The organism is Streptomyces sp. NPDC019531, assembly GCF_044903305.1.
Lineage (GTDB): Bacteria > Actinomycetota > Actinomycetes > Streptomycetales > Streptomycetaceae > Streptomyces.
Window position 1 is genome coordinate 18,363 of record NZ_JBJDQL010000049.1, and the last position, 21,176, is coordinate 39,538.

19 protein-coding genes and 1 tRNA gene are annotated in these 21,176 nt (G+C 70.1%); 13 read left to right on the forward strand and 7 right to left on the reverse strand.

The window, feature by feature from the left end:
• Nucleotides 1-106: 106 nt before the first annotated feature.
• A complete protein-coding gene (locus tag ACI2L1_RS37590) occupies nucleotides 107-2,914 on the forward strand; it encodes a penicillin acylase family protein (protein ID WP_404743929.1) in 2,808 nt (935 codons plus the stop codon).
• 78 nt (nucleotides 2,915-2,992) lie between these two features.
• Here the strand turns inward: ACI2L1_RS37590 and ACI2L1_RS37595 are convergent, their stop codons facing one another.
• Nucleotides 2,993-3,541 (reverse strand): 5-formyltetrahydrofolate cyclo-ligase, encoded by a 549-nt coding sequence (locus tag ACI2L1_RS37595; RefSeq protein WP_404743930.1) that lies wholly within the window; start codon nucleotides 3,539-3,541, stop codon nucleotides 2,993-2,995.
• Nucleotides 3,542-3,709: 168 nt separating this feature from the next.
• Here ACI2L1_RS37595 and galU point away from each other — a divergent pair, with 168 nt between their 5' ends.
• The 7 genes from galU (at nucleotide 3,710) to ACI2L1_RS37630 (ending at nucleotide 9,322) form a co-directional block, all read left to right on the forward strand.
• Entirely contained in the window at nucleotides 3,710-4,636 is a 927-nt protein-coding gene (gene galU / locus ACI2L1_RS37600; RefSeq protein WP_404743931.1) for a UTP--glucose-1-phosphate uridylyltransferase GalU, read from the forward strand.
• Between the two features lie 5 nt (nucleotides 4,637-4,641).
• Nucleotides 4,642-5,964, forward strand: coding sequence for a gephyrin-like molybdotransferase Glp (gene glp / locus ACI2L1_RS37605; protein ID WP_404743932.1), 1,323 nt, complete (start codon nucleotides 4,642-4,644; stop codon nucleotides 5,962-5,964).
• Between the two features lie 62 nt (nucleotides 5,965-6,026).
• A complete protein-coding gene (gene moaC, locus ACI2L1_RS37610) occupies nucleotides 6,027-6,506 on the forward strand; it encodes a cyclic pyranopterin monophosphate synthase MoaC (RefSeq protein ID WP_404743933.1) in 480 nt (159 codons plus the stop codon).
• Entirely contained in the window at nucleotides 6,503-7,045 is a 543-nt protein-coding gene (locus tag ACI2L1_RS37615) for a molybdenum cofactor biosynthesis protein B (RefSeq protein ID WP_404743934.1), read from the forward strand. Before moaC ends, ACI2L1_RS37615 begins: the two co-directional genes overlap by 4 nt.
• Nucleotides 7,042-7,680, forward strand: a complete 639-nt coding sequence (locus ACI2L1_RS37620; RefSeq protein WP_404743974.1) for a GNAT family N-acetyltransferase — start codon at nucleotides 7,042-7,044, stop codon at nucleotides 7,678-7,680. The genes ACI2L1_RS37615 and ACI2L1_RS37620 overlap by 4 nt, the downstream gene beginning before the upstream one ends.
• 210 nt (nucleotides 7,681-7,890) lie before the next feature.
• A complete protein-coding gene (gene glpR / locus ACI2L1_RS37625; protein WP_404743935.1) occupies nucleotides 7,891-9,153 on the forward strand; it encodes a gephyrin-like molybdotransferase receptor GlpR in 1,263 nt (420 codons plus the stop codon).
• A 95-nt stretch (nucleotides 9,154-9,248) separates the two neighbouring features.
• Nucleotides 9,249-9,322, forward strand: a tRNA-Ala gene (locus tag ACI2L1_RS37630).
• Between the two features lie 251 nt (nucleotides 9,323-9,573).
• Here ACI2L1_RS37630 and ACI2L1_RS37635 read toward each other — a convergent pair.
• From ACI2L1_RS37635 to ACI2L1_RS37645, 3 genes are read right to left on the reverse strand one after another with little or no spacing between them, the layout of a single operon-like run.
• Nucleotides 9,574-9,918, reverse strand: a complete 345-nt coding sequence (locus ACI2L1_RS37635; RefSeq protein ID WP_404743936.1) for a hypothetical protein — start codon at nucleotides 9,916-9,918, stop codon at nucleotides 9,574-9,576.
• On the reverse strand, nucleotides 9,915-10,367 hold the full coding sequence (locus ACI2L1_RS37640; RefSeq protein WP_404743937.1) for a hypothetical protein: 453 nt from the start codon (nucleotides 10,365-10,367) through the stop codon (nucleotides 9,915-9,917). Before ACI2L1_RS37640 ends, ACI2L1_RS37635 begins: the two co-directional genes overlap by 4 nt.
• A gap of 40 nt (nucleotides 10,368-10,407) precedes the next feature.
• Nucleotides 10,408-10,884 carry a GNAT family N-acetyltransferase gene (locus tag ACI2L1_RS37645; protein ID WP_404743938.1) on the reverse strand — a complete coding sequence of 159 codons (477 nt, stop codon included), beginning with the start codon at nucleotides 10,882-10,884 and terminating at the stop codon, nucleotides 10,408-10,410.
• 66 nt (nucleotides 10,885-10,950) lie between these two features.
• On the opposite strand from ACI2L1_RS37645, the gene ACI2L1_RS37650 reads away from it, so the two are divergent.
• Nucleotides 10,951-11,754 (forward strand): exodeoxyribonuclease III, encoded by an 804-nt coding sequence (locus ACI2L1_RS37650; RefSeq protein ID WP_404743939.1) that lies wholly within the window; start codon nucleotides 10,951-10,953, stop codon nucleotides 11,752-11,754.
• 51 nt (nucleotides 11,755-11,805) lie between these two features.
• Here the strand turns inward: ACI2L1_RS37650 and ACI2L1_RS37655 are convergent, their stop codons facing one another.
• Together ACI2L1_RS37655 and ACI2L1_RS37660 are read right to left on the reverse strand one after the other, a co-directional pair.
• Nucleotides 11,806-13,122 (reverse strand): recombinase family protein, encoded by a 1,317-nt coding sequence (locus ACI2L1_RS37655; protein ID WP_404743940.1) that lies wholly within the window; start codon nucleotides 13,120-13,122, stop codon nucleotides 11,806-11,808.
• A 160-nt stretch (nucleotides 13,123-13,282) separates the two neighbouring features.
• Nucleotides 13,283-13,927: a MerR family transcriptional regulator gene (locus ACI2L1_RS37660; protein WP_404743941.1), complete on the reverse strand. Its 645-nt coding sequence runs from the start codon at nucleotides 13,925-13,927 to the stop codon at nucleotides 13,283-13,285.
• 127 nt (nucleotides 13,928-14,054) lie between these two features.
• Between ACI2L1_RS37660 and ACI2L1_RS37665 the strand changes: the two genes are divergently transcribed.
• The 4 genes from ACI2L1_RS37665 (at nucleotide 14,055) to ACI2L1_RS37680 (ending at nucleotide 17,644) form a co-directional block, all read left to right on the forward strand.
• Nucleotides 14,055-15,557: a flavin-containing monooxygenase gene (locus ACI2L1_RS37665; RefSeq protein WP_404743942.1), complete on the forward strand. Its 1,503-nt coding sequence runs from the start codon at nucleotides 14,055-14,057 to the stop codon at nucleotides 15,555-15,557.
• Nucleotides 15,554-16,471 carry an alpha/beta fold hydrolase gene (locus ACI2L1_RS37670; protein WP_404743943.1) on the forward strand — a complete coding sequence of 306 codons (918 nt, stop codon included), beginning with the start codon at nucleotides 15,554-15,556 and terminating at the stop codon, nucleotides 16,469-16,471. The genes ACI2L1_RS37665 and ACI2L1_RS37670 overlap by 4 nt, the downstream gene beginning before the upstream one ends.
• On the forward strand, nucleotides 16,468-17,352 hold the full coding sequence (locus ACI2L1_RS37675) for an SDR family oxidoreductase (protein WP_404743944.1): 885 nt from the start codon (nucleotides 16,468-16,470) through the stop codon (nucleotides 17,350-17,352). The genes ACI2L1_RS37670 and ACI2L1_RS37675 overlap by 4 nt, the downstream gene beginning before the upstream one ends.
• Before the next feature lie 88 nt (nucleotides 17,353-17,440).
• Complete coding sequence (locus ACI2L1_RS37680; RefSeq protein WP_404743945.1) at nucleotides 17,441-17,644, forward strand: hypothetical protein; 204 nt, start codon at nucleotides 17,441-17,443, stop codon at nucleotides 17,642-17,644.
• 159 nt (nucleotides 17,645-17,803) lie between these two features.
• On the opposite strand, the gene ACI2L1_RS37685 is transcribed toward ACI2L1_RS37680, so the two are convergent.
• Nucleotides 17,804-21,112, reverse strand: a complete 3,309-nt coding sequence (locus ACI2L1_RS37685) for a S41 family peptidase (protein ID WP_404743946.1) — start codon at nucleotides 21,110-21,112, stop codon at nucleotides 17,804-17,806.
• Nucleotides 21,113-21,176 lie beyond the last annotated feature (64 nt).

Below are 21,176 nucleotides of genomic sequence, written 5' to 3' on the forward strand. Positions count from 1 at the left end.
CGGCCGGGCGCGCGGCGTCTGGTGCGTGCGGCCGGGGATGTGACACAGGCTCTCAGTCAAAAGCACAGCCCGCCCTGCCGCTCGCGTTAGGACAGCAAGGACAGCGATGCCCCCCACCACCACCGCCTCATCGGGTCAGCAGCCCGGCAAGTCCGGCAGGAAGAAGGGGCGCAGAGCCCGCCTGGTCGTCCTGGTGCTCGTACTGGCCATCATCGGCGGTGTCGCCTACGGCGGGTACTGGTCGGTCAGCACGGTCCGCGCGTCCTTCCCGCAGACCAAGGGATCGATCACGCTCGAAGGCCTGTCGGGCCCCGTGGACGTCAAGCGCGACAGCTACGGCATCCCGCAGATCTACGCCTCCTCCGACGCGGACCTGTTCATGGCGCAGGGCTACGTCCAGGCCCAGGACCGGTTTTACGAGATGGACGTGCGCCGGCACATGACCTCCGGGCGCCTGTCGGAGATGTTCGGCGAGGGCCAGGTGGACAACGACGAGTTCCTGCGCACGCTCGGCTGGGACCGGGTCGCGAAGGAGGAGTACGACACCAGGTTGTCGGCCTCCACCAAGAAGTACCTCCAGGCCTACGCCAAGGGAGTCAACGCCTATCTCCAGGGCAAGAGTGGCAAGGACATCTCCCTGGAATACGCGGCGCTCGGCTTCGAGAACGACTACAAGCCCGAGGAGTGGACCCCGGTCGACTCGGTCTCGTGGCTGAAGGCGATGGCTTGGGACCTGCGCGGCAACATGCAGGACGAGATCGACCGCGCCCTGATGACCAGCCGCCTCGGCCCGAAGCAGATCGCCGACCTGTACCCGCAGTACCCGTACAGCCGCAACCAGACGATCGTTCAGGAAGGCCAGTACAACGAGCTGACCGGGGCGTTCGAGCAGGACGGCAGCTCGGAGAACAACGGCCTGTCCGACTCCGGCAGCTCCACGAGCGGCTCCGGAACGTCCACGAGCGGCACCACGGGCACGTCGTCGTCATCCTCCTCCACCACGGCCTCCTCGGCTCTCCAGAGCCAGCTGTCGGGCCTCTACGACGTCCTGGACGACGTCCCCACAGCCGTCGGTGTCAACGGCCAGGGCATCGGCTCCAACTCCTGGGTCGTGGCAGGCTCGCACACCATCACCGGCAAACCGCTGCTGGCCAACGACCCGCACCTGTCGGCCTCCCTGCCGTCCGTCTGGTACCAGATGGGTCTGCACTGCCGGACCGTCTCCAGCAAGTGCCAGTACGACGTGACCGGCTACACCTTCGCGGGCATGCCCGGTGTGATAATCGGCCACAACGCGAAGATCGCCTGGGGCATGACCAACTCCGGGGTCGACGTCACCGACCTCTACCTGGAGAAGCTCTCCGGCGACGGCTACCTCTACGACGGCAAGACCAAGCCCTTCACCACGCGCGAGGAGACCATCAAGGTCGCCGGCGGCGCGTCCAAGAAGATCGTCGTCCGGGAGACGAACAACGGTCCCCTGTTGTCCGACCGCAACGACGAGCTCGTGAAGGTCGGCAAGAAGGCCACCGTCGACAACGCGGCACCCGACCGCGGTGACGGCTACGGCGTCGCCCTGCGCTGGACCGCGCTGGACCCGGGCACTTCCATGGACGCCGTCTTCGCGATGGACAAGGCGTCGAACTGGAGCGAATTCCGCGAGGCCGCGTCCCTGTTCGACGTGCCGTCCCAGAACCTCGTCTACGCCGACGCCACCAACATCGGCTACACCCTGCCCGGCCGCATCCCGATCCGCGCCAAGGGCGACGACGGCTCCATCCCGGCGCCGGGCTGGAACTCCAAGTACACCTGGACCGGCAAGTACATCCAGCAGGACGAGCTGCCCTACGAGTACAACCCGTCACGTGGCTACATCGTCACCGCCAACCAGGCCGTGGTCGACAAGGACAAATACCCCTACACGCTCACCACGGACTGGGGGTACGGCACCCGCAGCCAGCGCATCACCGACCTGATCGAGCAGAAGATCAAGGGCGGCGGCAAGATCTCCACCGACGACATGCGCCAGATGCAGCTCGACAACAGCAGTGAGATCGCCAAGCTGCTCGTGCCCAAGCTGCTGAAGATCGACGTCGCCGACAAGGACGTACGCGAGGCGCAGGAGCTCCTTGAGGGCTGGGACTACACCCAGGACGCCGACTCCGCGGCGGCTGCCTACTTCAACTCCGTGTGGCGCAACATCCTCAAGCTCGCCTTCGGCAACAAGCTGCCCAAGGAGCTGCGGGTCAAGGGCCAGTGCCTGTGGGTCGATCCCGTCGACACCGTGGGACCCGCGGACGAGACCGACAAGGTCCGTGAGTGCGGCCAGCGCGACGCCGACCAGGCGCAGCCCGACGGCGGCGACCGCTGGTTCGAGGTCGTCCGCAAGCTCATGGACGACGAGAACAGCGACTGGTGGAAGACCCCGGCCGGGGTGGGCGACCGCCCCAAGGCCGACAACCGCGACCAGCTGTTCAAGCGCGCCATGATCGACGCCCGCTGGGAACTGACCGCCAAGCTCGGCAAGGACATCGACACCTGGAGCTGGGGCCGGCTGCACCGCCTGTTCCTGAAGAACCAGACCCTGGGCACCGAAGGCCCCGGCTTCCTGCAGTACATGCTCAACCGCGGTCCCTGGAAGCTCAGCGGCGGCGAGGCGACGGTCAACGCGACCGGCTGGAACGCCGCCGGCGGCTATGGCGTCGTCTGGGTGCCGTCGATGCGTATGGTCGTCAACCTCGGCGACCTCGACAAGTCGAAGTGGATCAACCTCACCGGCGCCTCCGGGCACGCCTACAGCGCGCACTACACCGACCAGACCGGCGAGTGGGTCAAGGGCGAACTGCTGGACTGGGCCTTCTCGGACGACGCCGTCGACAAGAGCACGAGCGACACCCTGGTCCTGAAGCCGTGAGCCTCCGGCGGTAGACGCAGGAAGGGGCCCTCCACGCGCGCGTGGAGGGCCCCTTCGCCATGCCGGGCCCGGGAAAGCTCATGCCGGGGCGGTGAACCGGCGCACGCCCGACGGCGTCACCACCGCGTGCACCGGCCGGTCGTGCGCCTCCGCCGGGACATGCGCGACGACCTCGGAGTCGTACAGGAGGACCACCAGCGCCGGTCGTGCGCCCGAGCGTTCCAGGCGCGCGAGCACCCGGTCGTACGACCCCCCGCCGCGCCCCAGGCGCATCCCGCGGCCGTCCACCGCCAGGCCGGGCAGTAGCACGACGTCGGCGCCGGTCACCGCGTCCGGGCCCAGGCGCTCGCCGCAGGGCTCGAAGAGGGCCATTTTTCCGCCGTGTTGGACACGCGCGAGCGAGCCCTCGCCGTCGTACGCGCCCCAGTCCAGGTCGTTGTCCGGCAGGAGTGCAGGGAGCAGGACGCGTACGTCCCGCACGCGCAGTGCGTCGAGGAGCGGGAGCGTGCCGGGCTCGCCCGCCACGGAGACGTACGCCGCCACCGTGCGCGCCCGCGCCAGTTCGGGCAGCTCAAGGGCCCGGCCGGCCAGCGCGGTAGCGGCTTCCCGCACGTCATCGGCCGTCAATCTGTTCCTCACCGCCAGGTATTCTTGCCGCAATGTTCGCTTGTCAGGCTCGGTGGGACGTCCGACGTGACTCAATGTGTGCACCCGTACCCTTCCAATACGCTCATATAAGAGCTTATTAACCGGAGCCACGGATTCCACGCAAAAGCACCGGATAGGGTTGCGGTCATGACTCAGTCGCACCCTCGGATCAGCAAGGCTGTCATTCCGGCAGCAGGGCTCGGCACCCGCTTCCTGCCGGCAACCAAGGCCACTCCCAAGGAGATGCTGCCGGTCGTCGACAAGCCGGCGATCCAGTACGTGGTCGAGGAGGCCGTCTCGGCGGGCCTCGATGACGTCCTCATGATCACGGGACGCAACAAGCGCCCCTTGGAGGACCACTTCGACCGCAACTACGAACTCGAGTCCGCCCTCCAGAAGAAGGGCGACGCCGGCCGGCTCGCCAAGGTCCAGGAGTCCAGCGACCTCGCCACCATGCACTACGTCCGCCAGGGCGACCCCCGCGGTCTCGGCCACGCCGTCCTGTGCGCGGCCCCGCACGTGGGCGACGAGCCCTTCGCCGTCCTCCTCGGCGACGACCTGATCGACGCCCGCGACCCCCTGCTCAAGCGGATGATCGAGGTGCAGGAGCAGCACGGCGGCAGCGTCATCGCGCTCATGGAGGTCGCGCCCGAGCAGATCCACCTCTACGGCTGTGCCGTCGTCGAGGAGACCGAGGACAGCGACGTCGTCAAGGTGGGCGGTCTCGTCGAGAAGCCGGACGCGGCCGACGCCCCGTCGAACTACGCCGTCATCGGCCGCTACGTCCTCGACCCGCACATCTTCGACATCCTCCGCAAGACCGAACCGGGCCGCGGCAACGAGATCCAGCTCACCGACGCCCTCCAGCAGCTCGCCCAGACGCATACATCAGCGGCTACCGCCACGGGGAAGGTCGGCGGACCGGTGCACGGCGTCGTCTTCAAGGGCCGCCGCTATGACACCGGGGACCGCGGCGACTACCTGCGTGCCATTGTCAGACTCGCATGCGAACGTGAAGACCTGGGCCCGGACTTCCGGACCTGGCTTCGCAGTTACGTAGCCGAGGAGATGTAGCCACGTTGAGCAGCGCCGCGCCCCGCACCACCGGCCAGGACCACCTCTGGTCGGTGGACGAACACCTGGAGGACATCCTCGCGACCGTCCGCCCCCTGGAACCCATCGAGCTGCAGCTCCTCGACGCACAGGGCTGCGTCCTGGTCGAGGACGTCACGGTGCAGGTGTCCCTGCCGCCCTTCGACAACAGCTCCATGGACGGGTACGCGGTGCGGGTCGCGGACGTGGCGGGCGCGAGCGAGGAGTTCCCAGCCGTCCTGGACGTCGTCGGGGACGTCGCGGCGGGCCAGGCCGAGCTGCTGCACGTCGGACCCGGGCAGGCCGCCCGCATCATGACCGGCGCCCCGCTGCCGGCCGGAGCCGAGACCGTCGTCCCCGTCGAGTGGACCGACGGGGGCCTCGGCGAGGGCACGGCGACCGGGATGCGGGCCCGCAGCCTCGCCCCCGAGGGCGCCGAGGGGCACGTGCACGTGTACCGGCCCGCAGAGGCACGCGCGCACGTACGCGCGAAGGGCAGCGACGTCCGGGCCGGCGACCGCGCCCTGAACGCCGGAACCGTCCTCGGCCCGCCGCAGATCGCCCTGCTCGCCGCGATCGGCCGCGGCACCGTACGGGTACGCCCGCGCCCGCGCGTGGTCGTCATGTCCACCGGCAGCGAACTCGTCCAGCCCGACGAGACCCTCGGCACCGGCCAGATCTACGACTCCAACAGCTTCGCCCTCACCGCGGCCGCCCGGGACGCCGGTGCCATCGCCTACCGCGTGGGCGCCGTCGCCGACGACGCCGAGATCCTGCGCTCCACCATCGAGGACCAGCTCGTCCGCGCCGACCTCGTGGTCACCACGGGCGGCGTGAGCGTCGGGGCGTACGACGTCGTCAAGGAGGCGCTGTCCTCCGTCGGCGACGAGGACGAGCCCGGCAGCGGCGTCGACTTCCGCAAGCTCGCCATGCAGCCCGGCAAACCCCAGGGCTTCGGCTCGATCGGCCCCGACCACACCCCGCTGCTGGCCCTGCCGGGCAACCCGGTGTCGTCGTACGTCTCCTTCGAACTGTTCGTCCGCCCCGCCATCCGCACCCTCATGGGCCTCGACGACGTCCACCGGCCGCGAACCAGGGCGACCCTGACCGCGGACAAGGCGCTGACCTCGCCCAAGGGACGCCGGCAGTTCCTGCGCGGCACGTACGCCGACGGCTCCGTCAGCCCGGTCGGCGGCGCCGGCTCCCATCTGGTGGCGGCCCTGGCGCAGGCGGACGCGCTGATCGTCGTACCGGAGGACGTCGAGTCCGTCGAGCCCGGCGCCGAGGTCGAAGTGGTCCTGCTCGGCTGAGCGCCCCTGGTTGGCGGTACCGTGTCGCGCACAACAGGCCGGACCGGGAGCACCGCACAACCATGAGTACGCAGGACCGACTGACGCATATCGACGAGGCGGGAGCCGCCCGCATGGTCGACGTCTCCGGCAAGGACGTCACCGCACGCAGCGCGCGTGCCAGTGGACGTGTCCTCGTGTCGCCCCGGGTGATCGAGCTGCTGCGCGGCGAGGGCGTCCCCAAGGGCGACGCGCTGGCCACCGCGCGGATCGCGGGCATCATGGGCGCCAAGCGCACCCCGGATCTGATTCCGCTGTGCCACCCGTTGTCGGTGTCCGGTGTGACACTGGATCTGTCGGTCGCGGACGACGCCGTGGAGATCCTCGCCACCGTGAAGACCACGGACCGCACGGGCGTCGAGATGGAGGCCCTCACCGCGGTCTCCGTCGCCGCGCTCACCGTGATCGACATGGTCAAGGCGGTCGACAAGGGAGCGGTCATCACGGACGTACGGGTGGAGGAGAAGACGGGCGGAAAGTCGGGCGACTGGAGCCGGACATGACACGCGACGTGTCTGTCGGCGGCGCGCTCCTCGCGCCGTACAGCGCCCTGGTCGTCACGGCCTCCAACAGGGCCGCCGCCGGCATCTACGAGGACAAGGGCGGCCCCCTGATCGCCGACGGCCTCAAGGGCTTCGGCTTCGCCGTCGACGGCCCCCAGGTCGTCCCCGACGGCGACCCCGTGGAGGCCGCCCTGCGCGCCGCCGTGGACGCCGGATACGACGTCGTCGTCACCACCGGCGGCACCGGCATCTCGCCCACCGACCGCACCCCCGAGGCGACCCGCGCGGTGATCGACCACGAGGTGCCGGGCATCGCGGAGGCCATCCGGGCGTTCGGACGGGAGAAGGTGCCGACCGCCGCGCTCTCCCGGGGCCTGGCCGGGGTGGCGGGACGCACGCTGATCGTCAATCTGCCGGGTTCCAGTGGCGGGGTGAAGGACGGACTGGCCGTCCTGGAGCCCCTGTTGATGCACGCCGTCGACCAGATCCGCGGCGGCGACCACCCGAGACCCGGCGCCGGCAGTGGGGGTGCGAGCTGAACAGCCCATCCTGGCCCGTCGTACTGGCGGACGGCGACGTCGTCCTGAGGCCGATAAAGATGCGCGACCAGCGGGCCTGGCGTGAGATCAACCGGCGCAACCGGGACTGGCTGCGCCCCTGGGAGGCGACCATTCCGCCGCCCACGCCCAGCGGGCCGATCGCGCACCGGCCGACCTACCGTCAGATGGTCCGGCACCTCAGGTCCGAGGCGAACGCGGGGCGGATGCTGCCGTTCGTCATCGAGTACCGGGGGCAGCTGGTCGGGCAGTTGACGGTCGCCGGTATCACCTGGGGCTCGATGTGCTCGGGTCATGTCGGCTACTGGGTGGACCAGTCGGTGGCCGGGCGCGGTGTGATGCCGACGTCCGTCGCGCTTGTCGTGGACCACTGTTTCCGTACCGTCGGGCTGCATCGCATCGAGGTCTGCATTCGCCCCGAGAACGGGCCCAGCCGACGGGTGGTGGAAAAACTCGGATTCCGCGAGGAGGGCATGCGGCCGCGCTATCTCCACATCGACGGGGCCTGGCGCGACCATCTCGTGTTCGCCCTCACCGCGGAAGAGGTGCCCGACGGGTTGCTCCGACGCTGGCAGCGGGCACGCTCCGGCAGTACGCCCCACGACAATCCCGCATAGCCGGGAAGCCAGGCGCGATGACGGGGCCCAGAAATGGAATGGGTGTTCGAAAATGATCGGTGCATGACCGTCTTGGGGCATTGAATTCGCGACTGGGGCGGCCTGCTGATCGGATCGGTCACAAAAAAAGCTCGAAATATTAGCCGGATCGTGCGACACACCGACTCAATTGGCGGATGGCCTCACGCAAACCCCTCTACCGTGTGAGGCGTGAGCAGCAGCGGCCTCATCTACGCAGTCATTGTCGGGGCCTGGGCCGCCTACTTGGTGCCGATGTGGCTCCGTAGGCAGGACGAGCTGAACGAGGCCCGTCCGACGGAACGCTTCAGCACCGCCATCCGGCTGCTGTCCGGACGGGCGGGCATGGAGCGTCGATACGCCAAGGACCTGCGCGCGCGCTCCACCGACGAGGGGGAGCACGACGCCGACGAACCGGATGTCGTCACCGAGTCGGTGGACGTCCGGGCCTTCGCCATGCCCCCGACCCGTCCGCAGACCCGGGCGACGGTCCAGCCGTCCGCTTCGGGGCGACCGGAAGCGGCACGCGAGCCCGCGCGTGAACCGGCGCGCGGGAAGGCGAACGCGCCCGCACCCGAGCAGCACAGTGGCGCGCCCGCGCGGAAGCAGGCACCCGGACCCACCGCCCAAGCGCAAGCGCAGACTCAGGCACACGCCCTCCGGCGTACGGCCTCCGCGGACGCGGCCGCGGCGCGCGCCCGGCGTATGAAGGCACTCGCGCGCCGTCGCCGTACGACAGTCATGCTCTTCGTGGCCTTCACTCTCGGCGCGGTCGTCGCCGCCGTCGGAGGGCTCGCCTTCCTGTGGGCGCCCGGGGTGCCCGCCGTGATGCTCAGTGGGTACATCGCGTACCTGCGCTCCCAGGAACGCCGTCGCTTCGCCTACCAGATGGACCGACGCCGGGCCGAGGCCGCCGCGCAGCGACTGCGGGAGCGGGCACGCCAGCCGCGCCGACGCGCCTCCTTGGGCAACGGAGTGGAAGCCGACGATCCGGACGAGGGACCAGAAGCGGCAACGGACCCCGGCCTTTCGGCGCTCGCCGCCGACCGGCGTGCCCTCGTCGAGCAGACCGACCACGCCGAGTGGGTCGACCAGCAGCGCGAACGACAGCACCGGCCGGGGCACGGGGACAGCTGGGACCCGGTGCCGGTGCCGTTGCCGACGTACGTGACCGCGCCGGTCGCTCCGCGGGCCACCGCGGACGTGGACCTCGGGGCGCCGGACGCGTGGAGTTCGGCGCGGTCCAGCGCCGTCGCGCCGGAACACGAGGCGACGCCCGTCGCGGAGGACGGGGGAGCGGAGGAACAGCCCGCCGACGCGGAGGACAAGCCGGCGGCGGACGATCGCAGTGACGCCCGCCGCGCCGCCTCCGCACGCCGGGCGCGCGAGCGTGGCCGTACGCCGCTCTTCGACCAGTACGAGGAAGGCGAGCGGCCGCGCGCGGCCAACGAGTGACGCCCCGGGGACGGGGTCGCACCCCCGTCCCTGACCAGCCCGGGAACGGATTTCCAAGCACCCGGATGAGGATGCTAGAGTTTCACTCGTTGCAAGGGCCTGTGGCGCAGTCTGGTAGCGCACCTCGTTCGCATCGAGGGGGTCTGGGGTTCAAATCCCCACAGGTCCACGCAGCTCAAAGCCCCTGCCGGGGAATCCCGGTGGGGGCTTTGGCATGCCGTACAGCAGCGAAGCGCAGCAACTGCTTCCGAGCTTGCCTCCCAAGGTGCTTGCCCAGTTTGAGCGGTGCTCACCGGCTGCCTGCTTCGTCAACTCCCGCTGTCGGATCCGCCTCAGTCGTGACGGCAGCCAGGAGTGCCAGGCAGTCAAACGTCAAATCCCGTCTGGCAGTTGGGGTGCACAGCGGCCGGATGACCCGGCTCAGCGTCGGTCAGTGGCTCGCGGGTGCGCCGTACCTGCGAAGGTGATCCAGCAGGTCTCCCGGACAGTGTCGAGGAGGTACCAGATGCGGCCGTCGCCGGTTACCTCGATCTGCCCCTGCTCGCAGGTCTGCCCGCGGTGGGTGCCGTGCGCCAGACCGCCCTTGAGGCGGTGGTGCCGGGGCGTCTCTGCGGCTGGTCCGGGGGCGGTGCGCATGGTGGTCCAGGCGCGGTAGGCGTTCTCGCGGGCCTGCTGGGCCAGACTCTCCCAGCCCTTGGCCGAGGCTGCGTCAGCGAACCGGACTTCCCCGTGGCCGTCTGGTGCCGGGGCGCGGATTGCGGTCATACGACATCCCGAGGGTCTGGTACCGGACCGTAGTCTTCGCCGTGATCCCTGGTCAGTGCGGCCAGCAGTTCGGGGTCGGAGTGGACCTCGGCGGTGTGTTGCCAGGCGATGAGCAGCTGGGCGACGGAAGCGCTGTTGCCGATTGAGTCGGCGGCGCGCATGGTGTCGACCAGTTCGACGGCGAAGGCGTGGAGATCGGGCTCGGGCAGGAAGCGGACCCATGGGAATGCGTCCGGCAGTATGTCAAGGAGCAGTTCCATGCCGCCGGGCTCCCGTCGCGCCATCGCGGCCAGCATCCGGGTGGCTGCCGACACCACGGTCTGGTCCTGCTCGGCCCGCGCCGCGGTGGTGAGGACCAGGTCCTCACCGTCTCCGCGGTGCAGGAGCAGTCTCGGCGATTCCTGGAGCCGGGCCAGCGTCTGCTTGTTCTTGTTCACCAGCTCGGTCACCCAGAAGAGGGCGCAGCCCTCCGTCGTGTGTACGGCGCCCTCACAGGTCCTTCGCGAAGCAGCGGCTGTCCTCGTGGAAGCGGTAGTGGCCGAACTTCACGCAGGGTTCGTAGCCGCTGGAGGTGTACAGGGCGATGGCCTCCGGCTGCTTGGTGCCGGTCTCCAGGACCATGCGGGTGCGGCCGGCCGTGCGGGCGTCGTCCTCCAGGGCGGCGAGGATGCGGCGGGCGAGGCCCCGGCCGCGGGCCGCGTCGACGACGTACATGCGCTTGAGCTCGGCGTCGCCGTCCAGGTTGCCCTCGGCGTTCGTGTCCTGGGCGCGCCAGCCGCCTGTGGCGACCGGGGCGTCCGTCTCGTCGTACGCGATCAGGTACAGGCCGTTCGGCGGCTCGAAGTCCTCCGGTGCCAGGGTCGTCGCGTCGCCGCCGTCGCCGTAGCGGACGTGGTACTCGGCCTGGACGTCGTCGTTCAGCTTCACCGCGTCCGGGTGGTCGAAGGCGACCTGGCGTATGTGCATGTTCATCCCCCACGAATCGATCAGTCCAGAACAGGGTCCGATCCAGTGTGCCGGTATCGTTCCCGCGTGCTCACCGTGACCTCCGCCAACGTCAATGGACTCCGTGCCGCCGCGAAGAAGGGCTTCGTGGAGTGGCTCGCGGAGACCTCCGCCGATGTGCTCTGCCTGCAGGAGGTGCGCGCCGAGCCGCAGCAGCTGCCCGAGGGGGTCCGTGCTCCCGAGGGCTGGCATGTCGTGCACGCGCCCGCCGCCGCCAAGGGGCGCGCTGGCGTCTCCCTCTACTCCCGCCGTGAGCCGGACCGTGTCCAGGTCGGCTTCGGGTCGGCCGAGTTCGACGGCAGTGGGCGGTACGTCGAGGCCGATCTGCCTGGTGTCACCGTCGCCTCCCTCTACCTGCCCTCCGGAGAGGTCGGCACCGAGCGGCAGGACGAGAAGGTCCGCTTCATGGACGAGTTCCTCGTGTACCTGAAGGGACTGCGCGAGCGCGCCGCCGCCGACGGCCGCGAAGTCGTCGTCTGCGGCGACTGGAACATCGCCCACCAGCAGGCCGACCTCAAGAACTGGCGTGCCAACCAGAAGAGTTCCGGCTTCCTGCCGGAGGAACGGGCCTGGCTGAGCCGGGTGCTGGAGCCCACTGACGGCGGCTACGTCGACGTCGTACGGGCTCTGCATCCGGACGTGGAGGGGCCGTACTCGTGGTGGTCGTACCGGGGGCGGGCGTTCGACAACGATTCGGGATGGAGGATCGACCTCGCCGTCGCGACTCCCGGGCTTGCCCGGCGGGCGGTCAAGGGGTTTGTGGAGCGGGCCGCCAGCCATGCCGAGCGGTGGTCGGATCACGCTCCCGTGACGGTCGTCTTCGACATGTGACAGGCGGCCCGAGTGGTGTGAGTGCACCTCACCCGGGCCGTCGGTCGGCTGTCAGCCGGTCCGTCGCACGTCCTTCTGTTGCCCGAGCGTGAAGGTCAATCGGGAGACGTCCGGTCCGGCGCATCGGGCGGGGCCGCCCCCGGGTCGGCCCTTCGCGACGGTGACGCGGGCGCCGTGGAGCAGGAGATGCTCACGGGACACGTCGTCCGCGCCCGTCATGCGGCGGTACTCGTCGAGCACGTATGCGTCGAGCCAGTCGGACCGCATGGCGGCGGACGCCGGGCAATCGTCGCCGCGTGCGGTCGCGCGGCACACGTAGTCGCCGTAGGGGTAGCCCTTGCGGGCGGCGAAGTACATGCGGCCGTCGCAGCCGGTGCAGTACGCGATGCCGGTGAGTAGTGCGGAGGTCCGGTTTCTCGGGCGGCGCGTGCCGTTGGAGCGTGCGAGGAGCGCTTTCTGCAGAGCCTCGAACTCCTCATCGGACAGCAGAGGCTGCCCGATGAGGACGGGGGCGCCGGAGGCGCTGCGCACAGTCTGGCCTCGGTGGGTTCGATGGCCCATCAGGGACGGGCTGCGCAACACCTTGGAGAGTGTGCCCGAGGTCCAGCGGAATCGTTCGAAGTCACGTCCGTGGCGATGACCTCCCATCGGGCGGCCTTGGAGCTGGGCATGGCGGTCGCGTGGCACAGGTACCCCGGATGCGTTCAACTCGCGAGCGATGGCGATCAGCGAGGCTCCAGCATGGACATTCTCCGTGATCGTACGGATGAGTTCGGCGGTTTCGAGGTCGGGAGTCAGGCACCATCCACTGCCGGAGGGGTGCGGGGCCTTCTGGTACCCGAACGGGACCAGGCCGCCTCCGTAGCGGCCTGCTGCGCGCAGTGCTTCGTGGCTGCTGGTGAGCCGGTGTGAGATGGTGCGTGATTCTTGTTCCGCGTCGTGAGCCAATTGCATGCACCGCTGGATGGCGGAGCCGTCGGCCCTGGGCGCCAGAACGAGAGGGTGACCGGCCTCAGGCGTGCCGAAGACGAGTGTTCTGCCCTGCTGCCGCCCCCAGGCGACCAACTCCGCCATGTGTGCCACGGAACGCACGGCGCGATCCACATGAGCCCATACGACGGCTTCGTACTCGTGAGGACGATGCAGCCATGAGGAGAGGGAAGGGCGCTCAAAGGGCGATGTCCCGCGTGCCGAGACGCCGAGATCCGTTGCCTCGGCGACGAGGGTCAGGCCGAGTCGCTCGGCGCAGATCTGGATGGTGGACCGTTGTCGCTCCGGCGAGGTCGTCACTGTGGTGAGGGAGCTGAGGCGTACGGCAGCGATGGCTCTGAGGCGTTCGGTAACTGGCTGAGGACTAAACTTGGGCACGTCGACGCTCCTCGAAAGTGTCGGCCACACCCCGGGACTGGTCGCACAGTCGCCGGGGCCTTTTCGACCTCACTATTGGAGTGCGAACGTCGTTGCGGGCGCTGATCGAGAGAAAGTGCCTCGATGGAGTGAATGTGCAGGATCTGCAGGGTGGTTGGGCCTAGCCCCGCTTCCGCAACCGCCGGTCCAGCGCCAGGGACAGTTCCGCCTCCACCACGCTCCGGGCGAGTGGGCGCAGGCGGTGGAGGTCGTTCTCGGTGGCGTGGCGGAGGACGAGGGTGGCGAACATCTCCGCGAGGTCGTCGACGTGTTCGCGGACCTGTTTGGCGGCGGCCAGGACTTCCGCGAGGGGGATGCCCTCGCGGACCAGGGCTGAGGAGACGTCCAGGAGGCGGCGGCTGATGTGGACGATCTCGTCGCCGTCGGTGCCGAGGTAGCCGAGGTCCATGGCCGCGGCGAGGTTCTCCGGGGTGACCTCGCCCTCGAAGCGGGCGGCGAGTTCCTCGGGGGTGAGGCGGACCGGTTCCTCCTCCGTGGGCTGTACCACCCCGAGGACGTCGGCGACGTCGCGGCCGTGGTCGAGGGCTTCCGCCAGTTCCGCGATGCCGGTGAGGGTGTGGCCGCGTTCCAGGAGCGCCGCGATCGTGCGCAGGCGGGCCAGGTGGTGGTCGTCGTACCAGGCGATACGGCCCTCGCGGCGAGGCGGCGGGATCAGCTTGCGTTCGCGGTAGAAGCGCAGGGTGCGCACTGTGATGCCGGCCAGGCGGGCCAGTTCCTCCATGCGGTATTCGCGCTTGTCCGTCACGTCCGCAGCCTATGTTGTACCCGGCGTGACTTTCCTTCCCCCGGCCCCTACCCATCGGTACGGAGCTGCTCTAACCTCCCATTGCGCCAGTATTTACTGGCAGGGTCGCGCGGGGAAGGGCGTCGGCATGGCCGAACACGAACACGAGCATGTGCGGGTGGCGGTGGTCGGGTCCGGGTTCGGTGGGCTGGGGGCCGCCGTACGGCTGCGGCGGGAAGGGATCACCGACTTCGTCGTGCTGGAGCGGGCCGGCAGTGTGGGTGGTACGTGGCGGGACAACAGCTATCCGGGGTGTGCCTGTGATGTGCCGTCCCATCTGTACTCGTTCTCCTTCGCGCCCCATCCGGACTGGCCGCGCACCTTCTCCGGGCAGGAGCACATCCGCGCCTATCTGGAGCATGTGACCGACGTCTTCCGGCTCCGCCCGCACATCCGCCTCAACTCCGAGGTGAAGCGGATGACCTGGGACGGCGAGAAGCTGCGGTGGGACATCGAGACCGCCAGTGGCAGGCTGTCGGCCGATCTCGTCGTCTCCGCCACCGGGCCGCTCTCCGATCCCAGGATCCCCGACATCCCGGGGCTGGACTCCTTCCCCGGCAAGGTCTTCCACTCCGCCCGCTGGGACCACGACTACGACCTGCGCGGCAAGCGGGTCGCCATGGTGGGGACGGGGGCCTCGGCCATCCAGATCGTGCCGGCCATCCAGCCCCTCGTCCGGCAGCTCACGCTGTTCCAGCGGACCGCGCCCTGGGTGATGCCCCGCATGGACCGGGCGATCAGCGGTGCCGAGCGCTGGCTGCACCGGCAGCTGCCCTTCACCACCCAGGCCCGGCGCGGACTGTTGTGGGGCATCCGGGAGTTGCAGGTCCAGGCGTTCACCAAGCACCCGGGCGAGCTGGGCGCGGTGGAGCAGTTGGCCAAGCGGAACATGGCCCGCGCCATCAAGGACCCGGTGCTGCGCGCCAAGCTCACCCCCGACTACCGCATCGGCTGCAAGCGGATCCTGCTGAGCAGCACGTACTACCCGGCGCTCACCCGGCCCAACGTGGACGTGGTCGCGAGCGGGCTCAGCCGTATCGAGGGGTCGAAGCTCGTTGCCGCGGACGGCAGCGAGGCCCAGGTCGACGCGATCGTCTTCGGTACGGGCTTCCATGTCACCGACATGCCGATCGCCGAACGGGTCGTCGGCGCGGACGGGCGGACGCTCGCCGAGACCTGGAAGGGTGGGATGGAGGCGCTGCGCGGTGCCTCGGCGGCCGGGTTCCCCAACTGGATGACCCTCATCGGGCCCAACACCGGCCTCGGCAACTCCTCGATGATCCTCATGATCGAGTCCCAGCTGAACTACATGGCCGACTTCGTACGGCAGCTCGACGTCCTCGGCGGCCGTGTGGCCCTCGACGCCCGGCCCTCCGCCGTGCAGGCCTGGAACCATCGGGTGCAGGAGCGGCTGAAGCGCACGGTGTGGAACACCGGCGGCTGCACCAGCTGGTATCTGGACGCGAACGGCCGCAACAGCACGATCTGGCCCGGCACGACCACCGAGTTCCGGCGGGCGACACGGCGGGTGGACCTCGCCGAGTACGACGTGCTGCGGGTTCCGGCGCACGCGGAGGTGAGTGCCGTATGAGCCGTCTGACGCATGTCGATTCCGGTCCGTACGCCCCGCCCGCCCCGGTGCGCGAACTCACCGCGGTCTCCGCCGACGGCGCGTGCCTGCACGTGGAGGTGCACGGGCCCGAGGGCGCGCCCCCGGTCGTCCTCGCCCATGGCTGGACCTGCTCCACCGCCTTCTGGGCCGCCCAGATCCGTGGACTCTCCGTCGACCACCGGGTCATCGCCTACGACCAGCGCGGCCACGGACGCAGTCCGGCGAGCCCTGCCTGCCGTGCGGACCTGCTCGCCGACGACCTCGAAGCCGTACTGGGGGCAACCCTCGCGGCCGACGAGAAGGCGGTGATCGTCGGTCACTCCATGGGCGGGATGACCGTCATGGCCGCCGCCGAGCGCCCGGCGTTCCGTGCGCACGCAGCGGCCGTCCTGCTGTGCAGCACCGGTTCGTCGCGGCTGGTCGCCGAGTCGACCCTCATACCGATCCGGTCCGGGCGGCTGCGCACCTGGCTGACCCGGCACGTCCTCGGAGCCCGGGCGCCGCTCGGGCCGGTCACGCCGATGGCCCGGCGGATCCTCAAGTACGGGACGATGGGCCCCGGTTCGGCGCCGCACATGGTCGAGGCGTGCGCGCGGATCGTGCACGCCTGCCCGCGCAAGGTGCGCTACGCCTGGTCGCAGGTGCTCGACCTGCTCGATCTGGACCACGGTGTACGGCAGCTCAGTGCGCCCACGGCCGTCGTGGTCGGTACGGCCGACCGGCTCACCCCGCCCTTGCACGCACACCAGTTGGCCGCCGCGCTGCCGAACTGTCTCGGCGTCACCGAACTGCCGGGTCTCGGCCACATGACGCCCATCGAGGCGCCCGAGCTGGTCACCGCGCAGATCCGGGAACTCGTCACCACCCACGTCCAGGTCAAGGAGGGCGCATGAGCAGGGTCGGACTCGAAGGACAGGTCGCGGTCGTCACGGGGGCCGCGCGGGGCGTGGGTGAGCTGCTCGCCCGCAAGCTGTCCGCGCGCGGGGCGAAGGTCGCGCTGGTCGGGCTTGAGGCGGACGCGCTCAAGCAGCTCTCCGAGCGGCTGCACGGCGACAGCGACCACTGGTACGCCGATGTCACCGACCACGAGGCGATGGCCCGGGTGGCGGGGGAGGTGAAGGAGCGGTTCGGGAAGGTCGACATCGTCGTCGCCAACGCCGGTGTCGCCACCGGTGGGCCCTTCGTCGACTCAGATCCGGAGGCGTGGCGGCGGGTGATCGAGGTCAACCTCATCGGATCGGCCGTCACCGCACGGGCGTTCCTGCCGGTGCTGATGGCGAGCCGCGGGTATCTGCTGCAGATCGCCTCCCTCGCCGCGATCACCCCGGCGCCGATGATGACCGCGTACTGCGCGTCCAAGTCCGGGGTGGAGGCGTTCGCGCACAGTCTGCGGGCCGAGGTCGGGCACAAGGGGGTGCGGGTCGGGGTCGGGTATCTGTCGTGGACCGACACCGACATGGTGCGCGGGGCCGACCAGGACGACGCCATGCGGGAGTTGCGGCAGCGGCTGCCGTGGCCGGCGAACAAGACGTATCCGCTGGGTCCCGCGGTGGAGCGGATCGTGGCCGGGATCGAGCGGCGGTCCAGCCATGTGTACGGGCAGGGGTGGCTGCGCGGGATGCAGGGGATGCGCGGGTATCTTCCCGGGCTCATCGGGACCGTCGGGCAGCGGGAGATGCGGCGGTTCGGGGAGCGGTTGGAGGGCATGCGGGTGGGCCTCGTCGGTGCAGGTGGGGCGGCCGATGAGGAGTCGCGCGCTACGCACCGTAGTTGATCGAAATGCGCTCTTTGTCGGGTCGTGTGAATCTGGTCGAGGCCCCGGTCAGGGGCTCTTCCCCTCACCCTCACGGGAGTGAACCCACATGGGTATGAAGGACCAGTTCCAGGACAAGTCCGAGCAGTGGCAGCAGCAGGCCAAGCAGAAGGCCGAGCAGGCCAAGGAGCAGGGCCAGCGGGGTCGCCAGGGTCAGGGCCAGGGCCCGGACCGCGACCGCATGCGGGACGAGGAGAGCGAGCGGCTCCAGCGCGAGGAGCAGGAGCGGCTCGACCCCGACTACGACATGTAGTCACTGCTTGACGCGTGGGGTGCCCTCTGTTTGTTGGGAGGGCACCCTGCGCTTTTGTGTGTCTTCACAGGTGCGTTGTCGGGTGCCGGCCGGTGGGGGCTTGTCGCGCCCACGCGGCGGAGCCGCACATTGATACAGCCCCGCGCCCCTGAAAGACACTCACCTGGGCGGAAGTTTGGGCCTCGACCGGTCCGGCACATCCCGGTAATCCGGAGGCGTCGCCGGGGGGTTGGTCTCCAGGAGGTCCAGCGCCAGCTTCACCGCGTCGTCCAGCTGGGCGTGTCTGCCCTCCGCCCAGTCCAGGGGGGTGCGGAGGATCTCCAGGTCCGGGAGCACTCCGTGGTTCTCGACCGTCCAGCCGTACGCGTCGAACCAGGCCGCGTTCATCGGGACCGTGATCACCGTGCCGTCGCCGAGCTGGTGGCGGCCGGTCATGCCGACGACTCCGCCCCAGGTGCGCTGGCCGACCACCGGGCCGAGCTTGAGGAGTTTGAAGGCCGCCGTGATCATGTCGCCGTCCGAGGAGGTCGCCTCGTCGGCCAGCGCGACCACCGGGCCGCGCGGGGCGTTGGAGGCGTACGACACCGGCTGGGCGTTTCTCGTCAGGTCCCAGCCGAGGATCGTGCGGGTGAGCTTCTCCACGACCAGCTCGCTGATGTGGCCGCCCGCGTTGCCGCGTACGTCGACGAGGAGGGCGGGGCGGGAGACCTCCATCCGCAGGTCCCTGTTGAACTGGGCCCAGCCCGAGCCGCCCATGTCGGGGATGTGCAGATAGCCGCAGCGGCCGCCGCTCAACTCCCGTACGACGGCCCGGCGTTTGGCCACCCAGTCCTGGTAGCGCAGGGGGCGTTCGTCGAGGAGCGGGACCACGGCCACCCGGCGGGCACCGCCTTCGCCCTCCGCCGGATCAGAGGGGCCCGAAGGGCCTTCCTCGGAAGGGTGGTGGTGGGCGACGGGTCGGGCGAACGTCAGCTCCACCGTCGTACCGCCCGCCGCCGCGAGCAGGGGATACGGACCCGTCGTCGCATCGACCGGGCGGCCGTCCACGTGGGTGAGGACCGCGCCCTCGCGGATGCCCGTGCCGGCCAGCGGGGAGCGGGCCTTGGAGTCCGAGGAGTCGCCGGGGAGGATCCGTTTCACGGTCCAGCCGCCGTCCCTGAGAACCAGGTTCGCGCCGAGCAGGCCCTGGCGGCGCTGGTAGTGCGGTGGGCCCTCGTTGCGGCGGGCCGCGGTGACGTAGGCGTGGGAGGTGCCCAGTTCGCCGAGGACCTCGCGCAGCAGGTCCGCGAACTCGTCGGGGGAGGTGACCCGTTCGACCAGCGGGCGGTACTGGTCGAGTACCGCGTCCCAGTCGATGCCGCACATCCCCGGTTCCCAGAAGTACGCCCGGATCAGGCGGCCCGCCTCCTCGTAGGACTGGCGCCACTCGGCGGCCGGGTCGGCCTCGTGCAGGATGCGGCGGAGGTCGATCCAGACGGTCGTGTCGCCGTCGCCGGACTCCGCGGAGGGCGTGGCGCGCAGGTCGCCCTCGTCCACCACGACCAGCCGTGAGCCGTCGCCGCTGACCGCGAACCAGTCCAGGTGCTCGACCAGTTCGGACTTCTTCGCCTTGCTGATGGCGAAGTGCTCCAGGGTCGGGCGCTCGGAGGTGTCGTCCGGGTTCACGAAGGTCTCGCCGAGCGCGCCCGAGATCGGCCAGCGCAGCCAGACCAGGCCGCCGCCCGCGACCGGGTGCAGGGCCGAGTACTTGGAGGCGGGGACCGGGAAGGGGGTCACCCGGCTCTCCAGCCCTTCGATCTCGACCGTGACGGCACCTCCCTCGCCGCTCTCGTCCTCGACCGGGTCCAGGCCTCCCGCGGCCGGTCGGCCCTCGGGGTTGAGGGCGAAGGGGGAGGGGGTCGCCGAGGACAGCGGGACCAGGTACGGGCGGCAGCCGAGGGGGAAGGACAGGTCGCCGGTGTGGACGTCGTACACCGGGTCGAAGCCCCGCCAGGAGAGGAAGGCCAGGTAGCGGCCGTCCTTGGTGAAGACCGGGTTCTCGTCCTCGAAGCGGCCGTTGGTGACGTCGACGATCAACCGGTCCTTCATCCGGGCGAGTTTGATCTGTCTGAGCGATCGGCCGATCCCGGGATGCGACCAGGTCAGCCAGGTCCCGTCCGGCGAGAAGGCGAGGTCGCGGACAGGCCCGTTGATCGAGCGGATCAGCTCCGTGACCTCACCTCCCCCAGACTCCGTCCGGGAGGTGCCCCCAGAATCCTCGGTGGCGTCGATCAGGAGCAGCCGTCCGTCGTGCGAGGCGATGGCCAGGCGCTCCCCTCTCGGATCCGAGACCAGCTCCAGGACCCGTCCGAGCTCGCCCGAGGCCAGTCGTCGAGGCTCGCGGTCACCGGTGGCCCGGGGCAGATACGCGATCTCGATCGTGTCCTCGCCCTCCGCGTCCGTCACATACGCGACCTGACCGCCGGAGCCGAGCATCTCCGGGAGCCGGACCCGTACCCCCGCAGTGGCCGTGATGGTGCGCGCCGGGCCGTCCCGGTGGGTCAGCCAGTACAGGCTGCCGCGGACGACGACGGCGCTCGCGCGGCCCGTCTCGTCGACCGAGATGCCGTCCACGTGCTGGGCTGCGGGCACCTGGTACGTACGGCGTCCCGCGCGCGGCCCGCTCAGCCGTACGTCGAGCTTGCGGGGCTGGGTGTTCGCGGTGAGGTCGTCGACGATCCACAGGTCGCCCGCGCACTGGTACACCACCCGGGTGCCGTCGCTCGCCGCGTGCCGGGCGTAGAAGGCGTCGTGGTCGGTGTGGCGGCGCAGGTCGGAGCCGTCGTGGGCGCAGGAGTAGAGGTTGCCGACGCCCTCGTGGTCGGAGAGGAAGGCGATCCGGTCGCCGACGAACATGGGGGAGTGGAGGTGGCCGTTCAGGTCCGGCAGCAGGCGTTCGCCGTGCAGCCACAGGCGGCCTGTGGCCCCGCCCCGGTAGCGCTTCCAGGCGGCCGGTTCGTGCGGCGGGGTGCCGGTCAGCAGAAGGGTCTTGCGGTCGGCGACCTGGATGTCGGAGACCGGGCCCCAGGGGAGCTTGCGGCCGGGGGAGCCGTCCGTGGGGACCTTGTACGCCCAGGTGAAGTAGGAGAAGGGCTCGCCGTGGGAGGCGACGGCGAGGATGGTGCCTCCGCTCTCGCCCTCGGACGGGGTCCAGCCGCAGACCTGGGTGTCCGCCGAACCCCAGTAGGTGAGCCGCCGGCCCGGTCCGCCGTCCACGTCAGCCAGATGGATCTCGGGCACGAGACTGCGCCAGCTCGTGTACGCGATGTGGCGGCCGTCGGGCGAGAAGCGGGGGTGGCCGATCTTGGTGCGGTCGACGGTCAGGCGCCAGGCGCGGCCGGGGCCGTCGAGGGGGGTCAGCCAGAGGTCGTCCTCGGCCACGAAGCACAGCAGGTCGCCGCTCAGGTGCGGAAGGCGCAGATAGCTCACCTCCCCATGCTTTTCCGGGGGATGGACCGGAGCAACTTATGAAAAATCGGCCAGGTGTGAGGCC

Bases quoted from the DNA above. Each gene is read 5' to 3' on its own strand.
- ACI2L1_RS37590 (WP_404743929.1), top strand. From the start codon at position 107: ATGCCCCCCACCACCACCGCCTCATCGGGTCAGCAGCCCGGCAAGTCC.
- ACI2L1_RS37645 (WP_404743938.1), bottom strand. From the start codon at position 10,884: ATGCACATACGCCAGGTCGCCTTCGACCACCCGGACGCGGTGAAGCTG.
- ACI2L1_RS37670 (WP_404743943.1), top strand. From the start codon at position 15,554: ATGAGCCGTCTGACGCATGTCGATTCCGGTCCGTACGCCCCGCCCGCC.
- ACI2L1_RS37675 (WP_404743944.1), top strand. From the start codon at position 16,468: ATGAGCAGGGTCGGACTCGAAGGACAGGTCGCGGTCGTCACGGGGGCC.
- galU (WP_404743931.1), top strand. From the start codon at position 3,710: ATGACTCAGTCGCACCCTCGGATCAGCAAGGCTGTCATTCCGGCAGCA.
- ACI2L1_RS37635 (WP_404743936.1), bottom strand. From the start codon at position 9,918: ATGACCGCAATCCGCGCCCCGGCACCAGACGGCCACGGGGAAGTCCGG.
- ACI2L1_RS37665 (WP_404743942.1), top strand. From the start codon at position 14,055: ATGGCCGAACACGAACACGAGCATGTGCGGGTGGCGGTGGTCGGGTCC.
- moaC (WP_404743933.1), top strand. From the start codon at position 6,027: ATGAGTACGCAGGACCGACTGACGCATATCGACGAGGCGGGAGCCGCC.
- ACI2L1_RS37615 (WP_404743934.1), top strand. From the start codon at position 6,503: ATGACACGCGACGTGTCTGTCGGCGGCGCGCTCCTCGCGCCGTACAGC.
- ACI2L1_RS37680 (WP_404743945.1), top strand. From the start codon at position 17,441: ATGGGTATGAAGGACCAGTTCCAGGACAAGTCCGAGCAGTGGCAGCAG.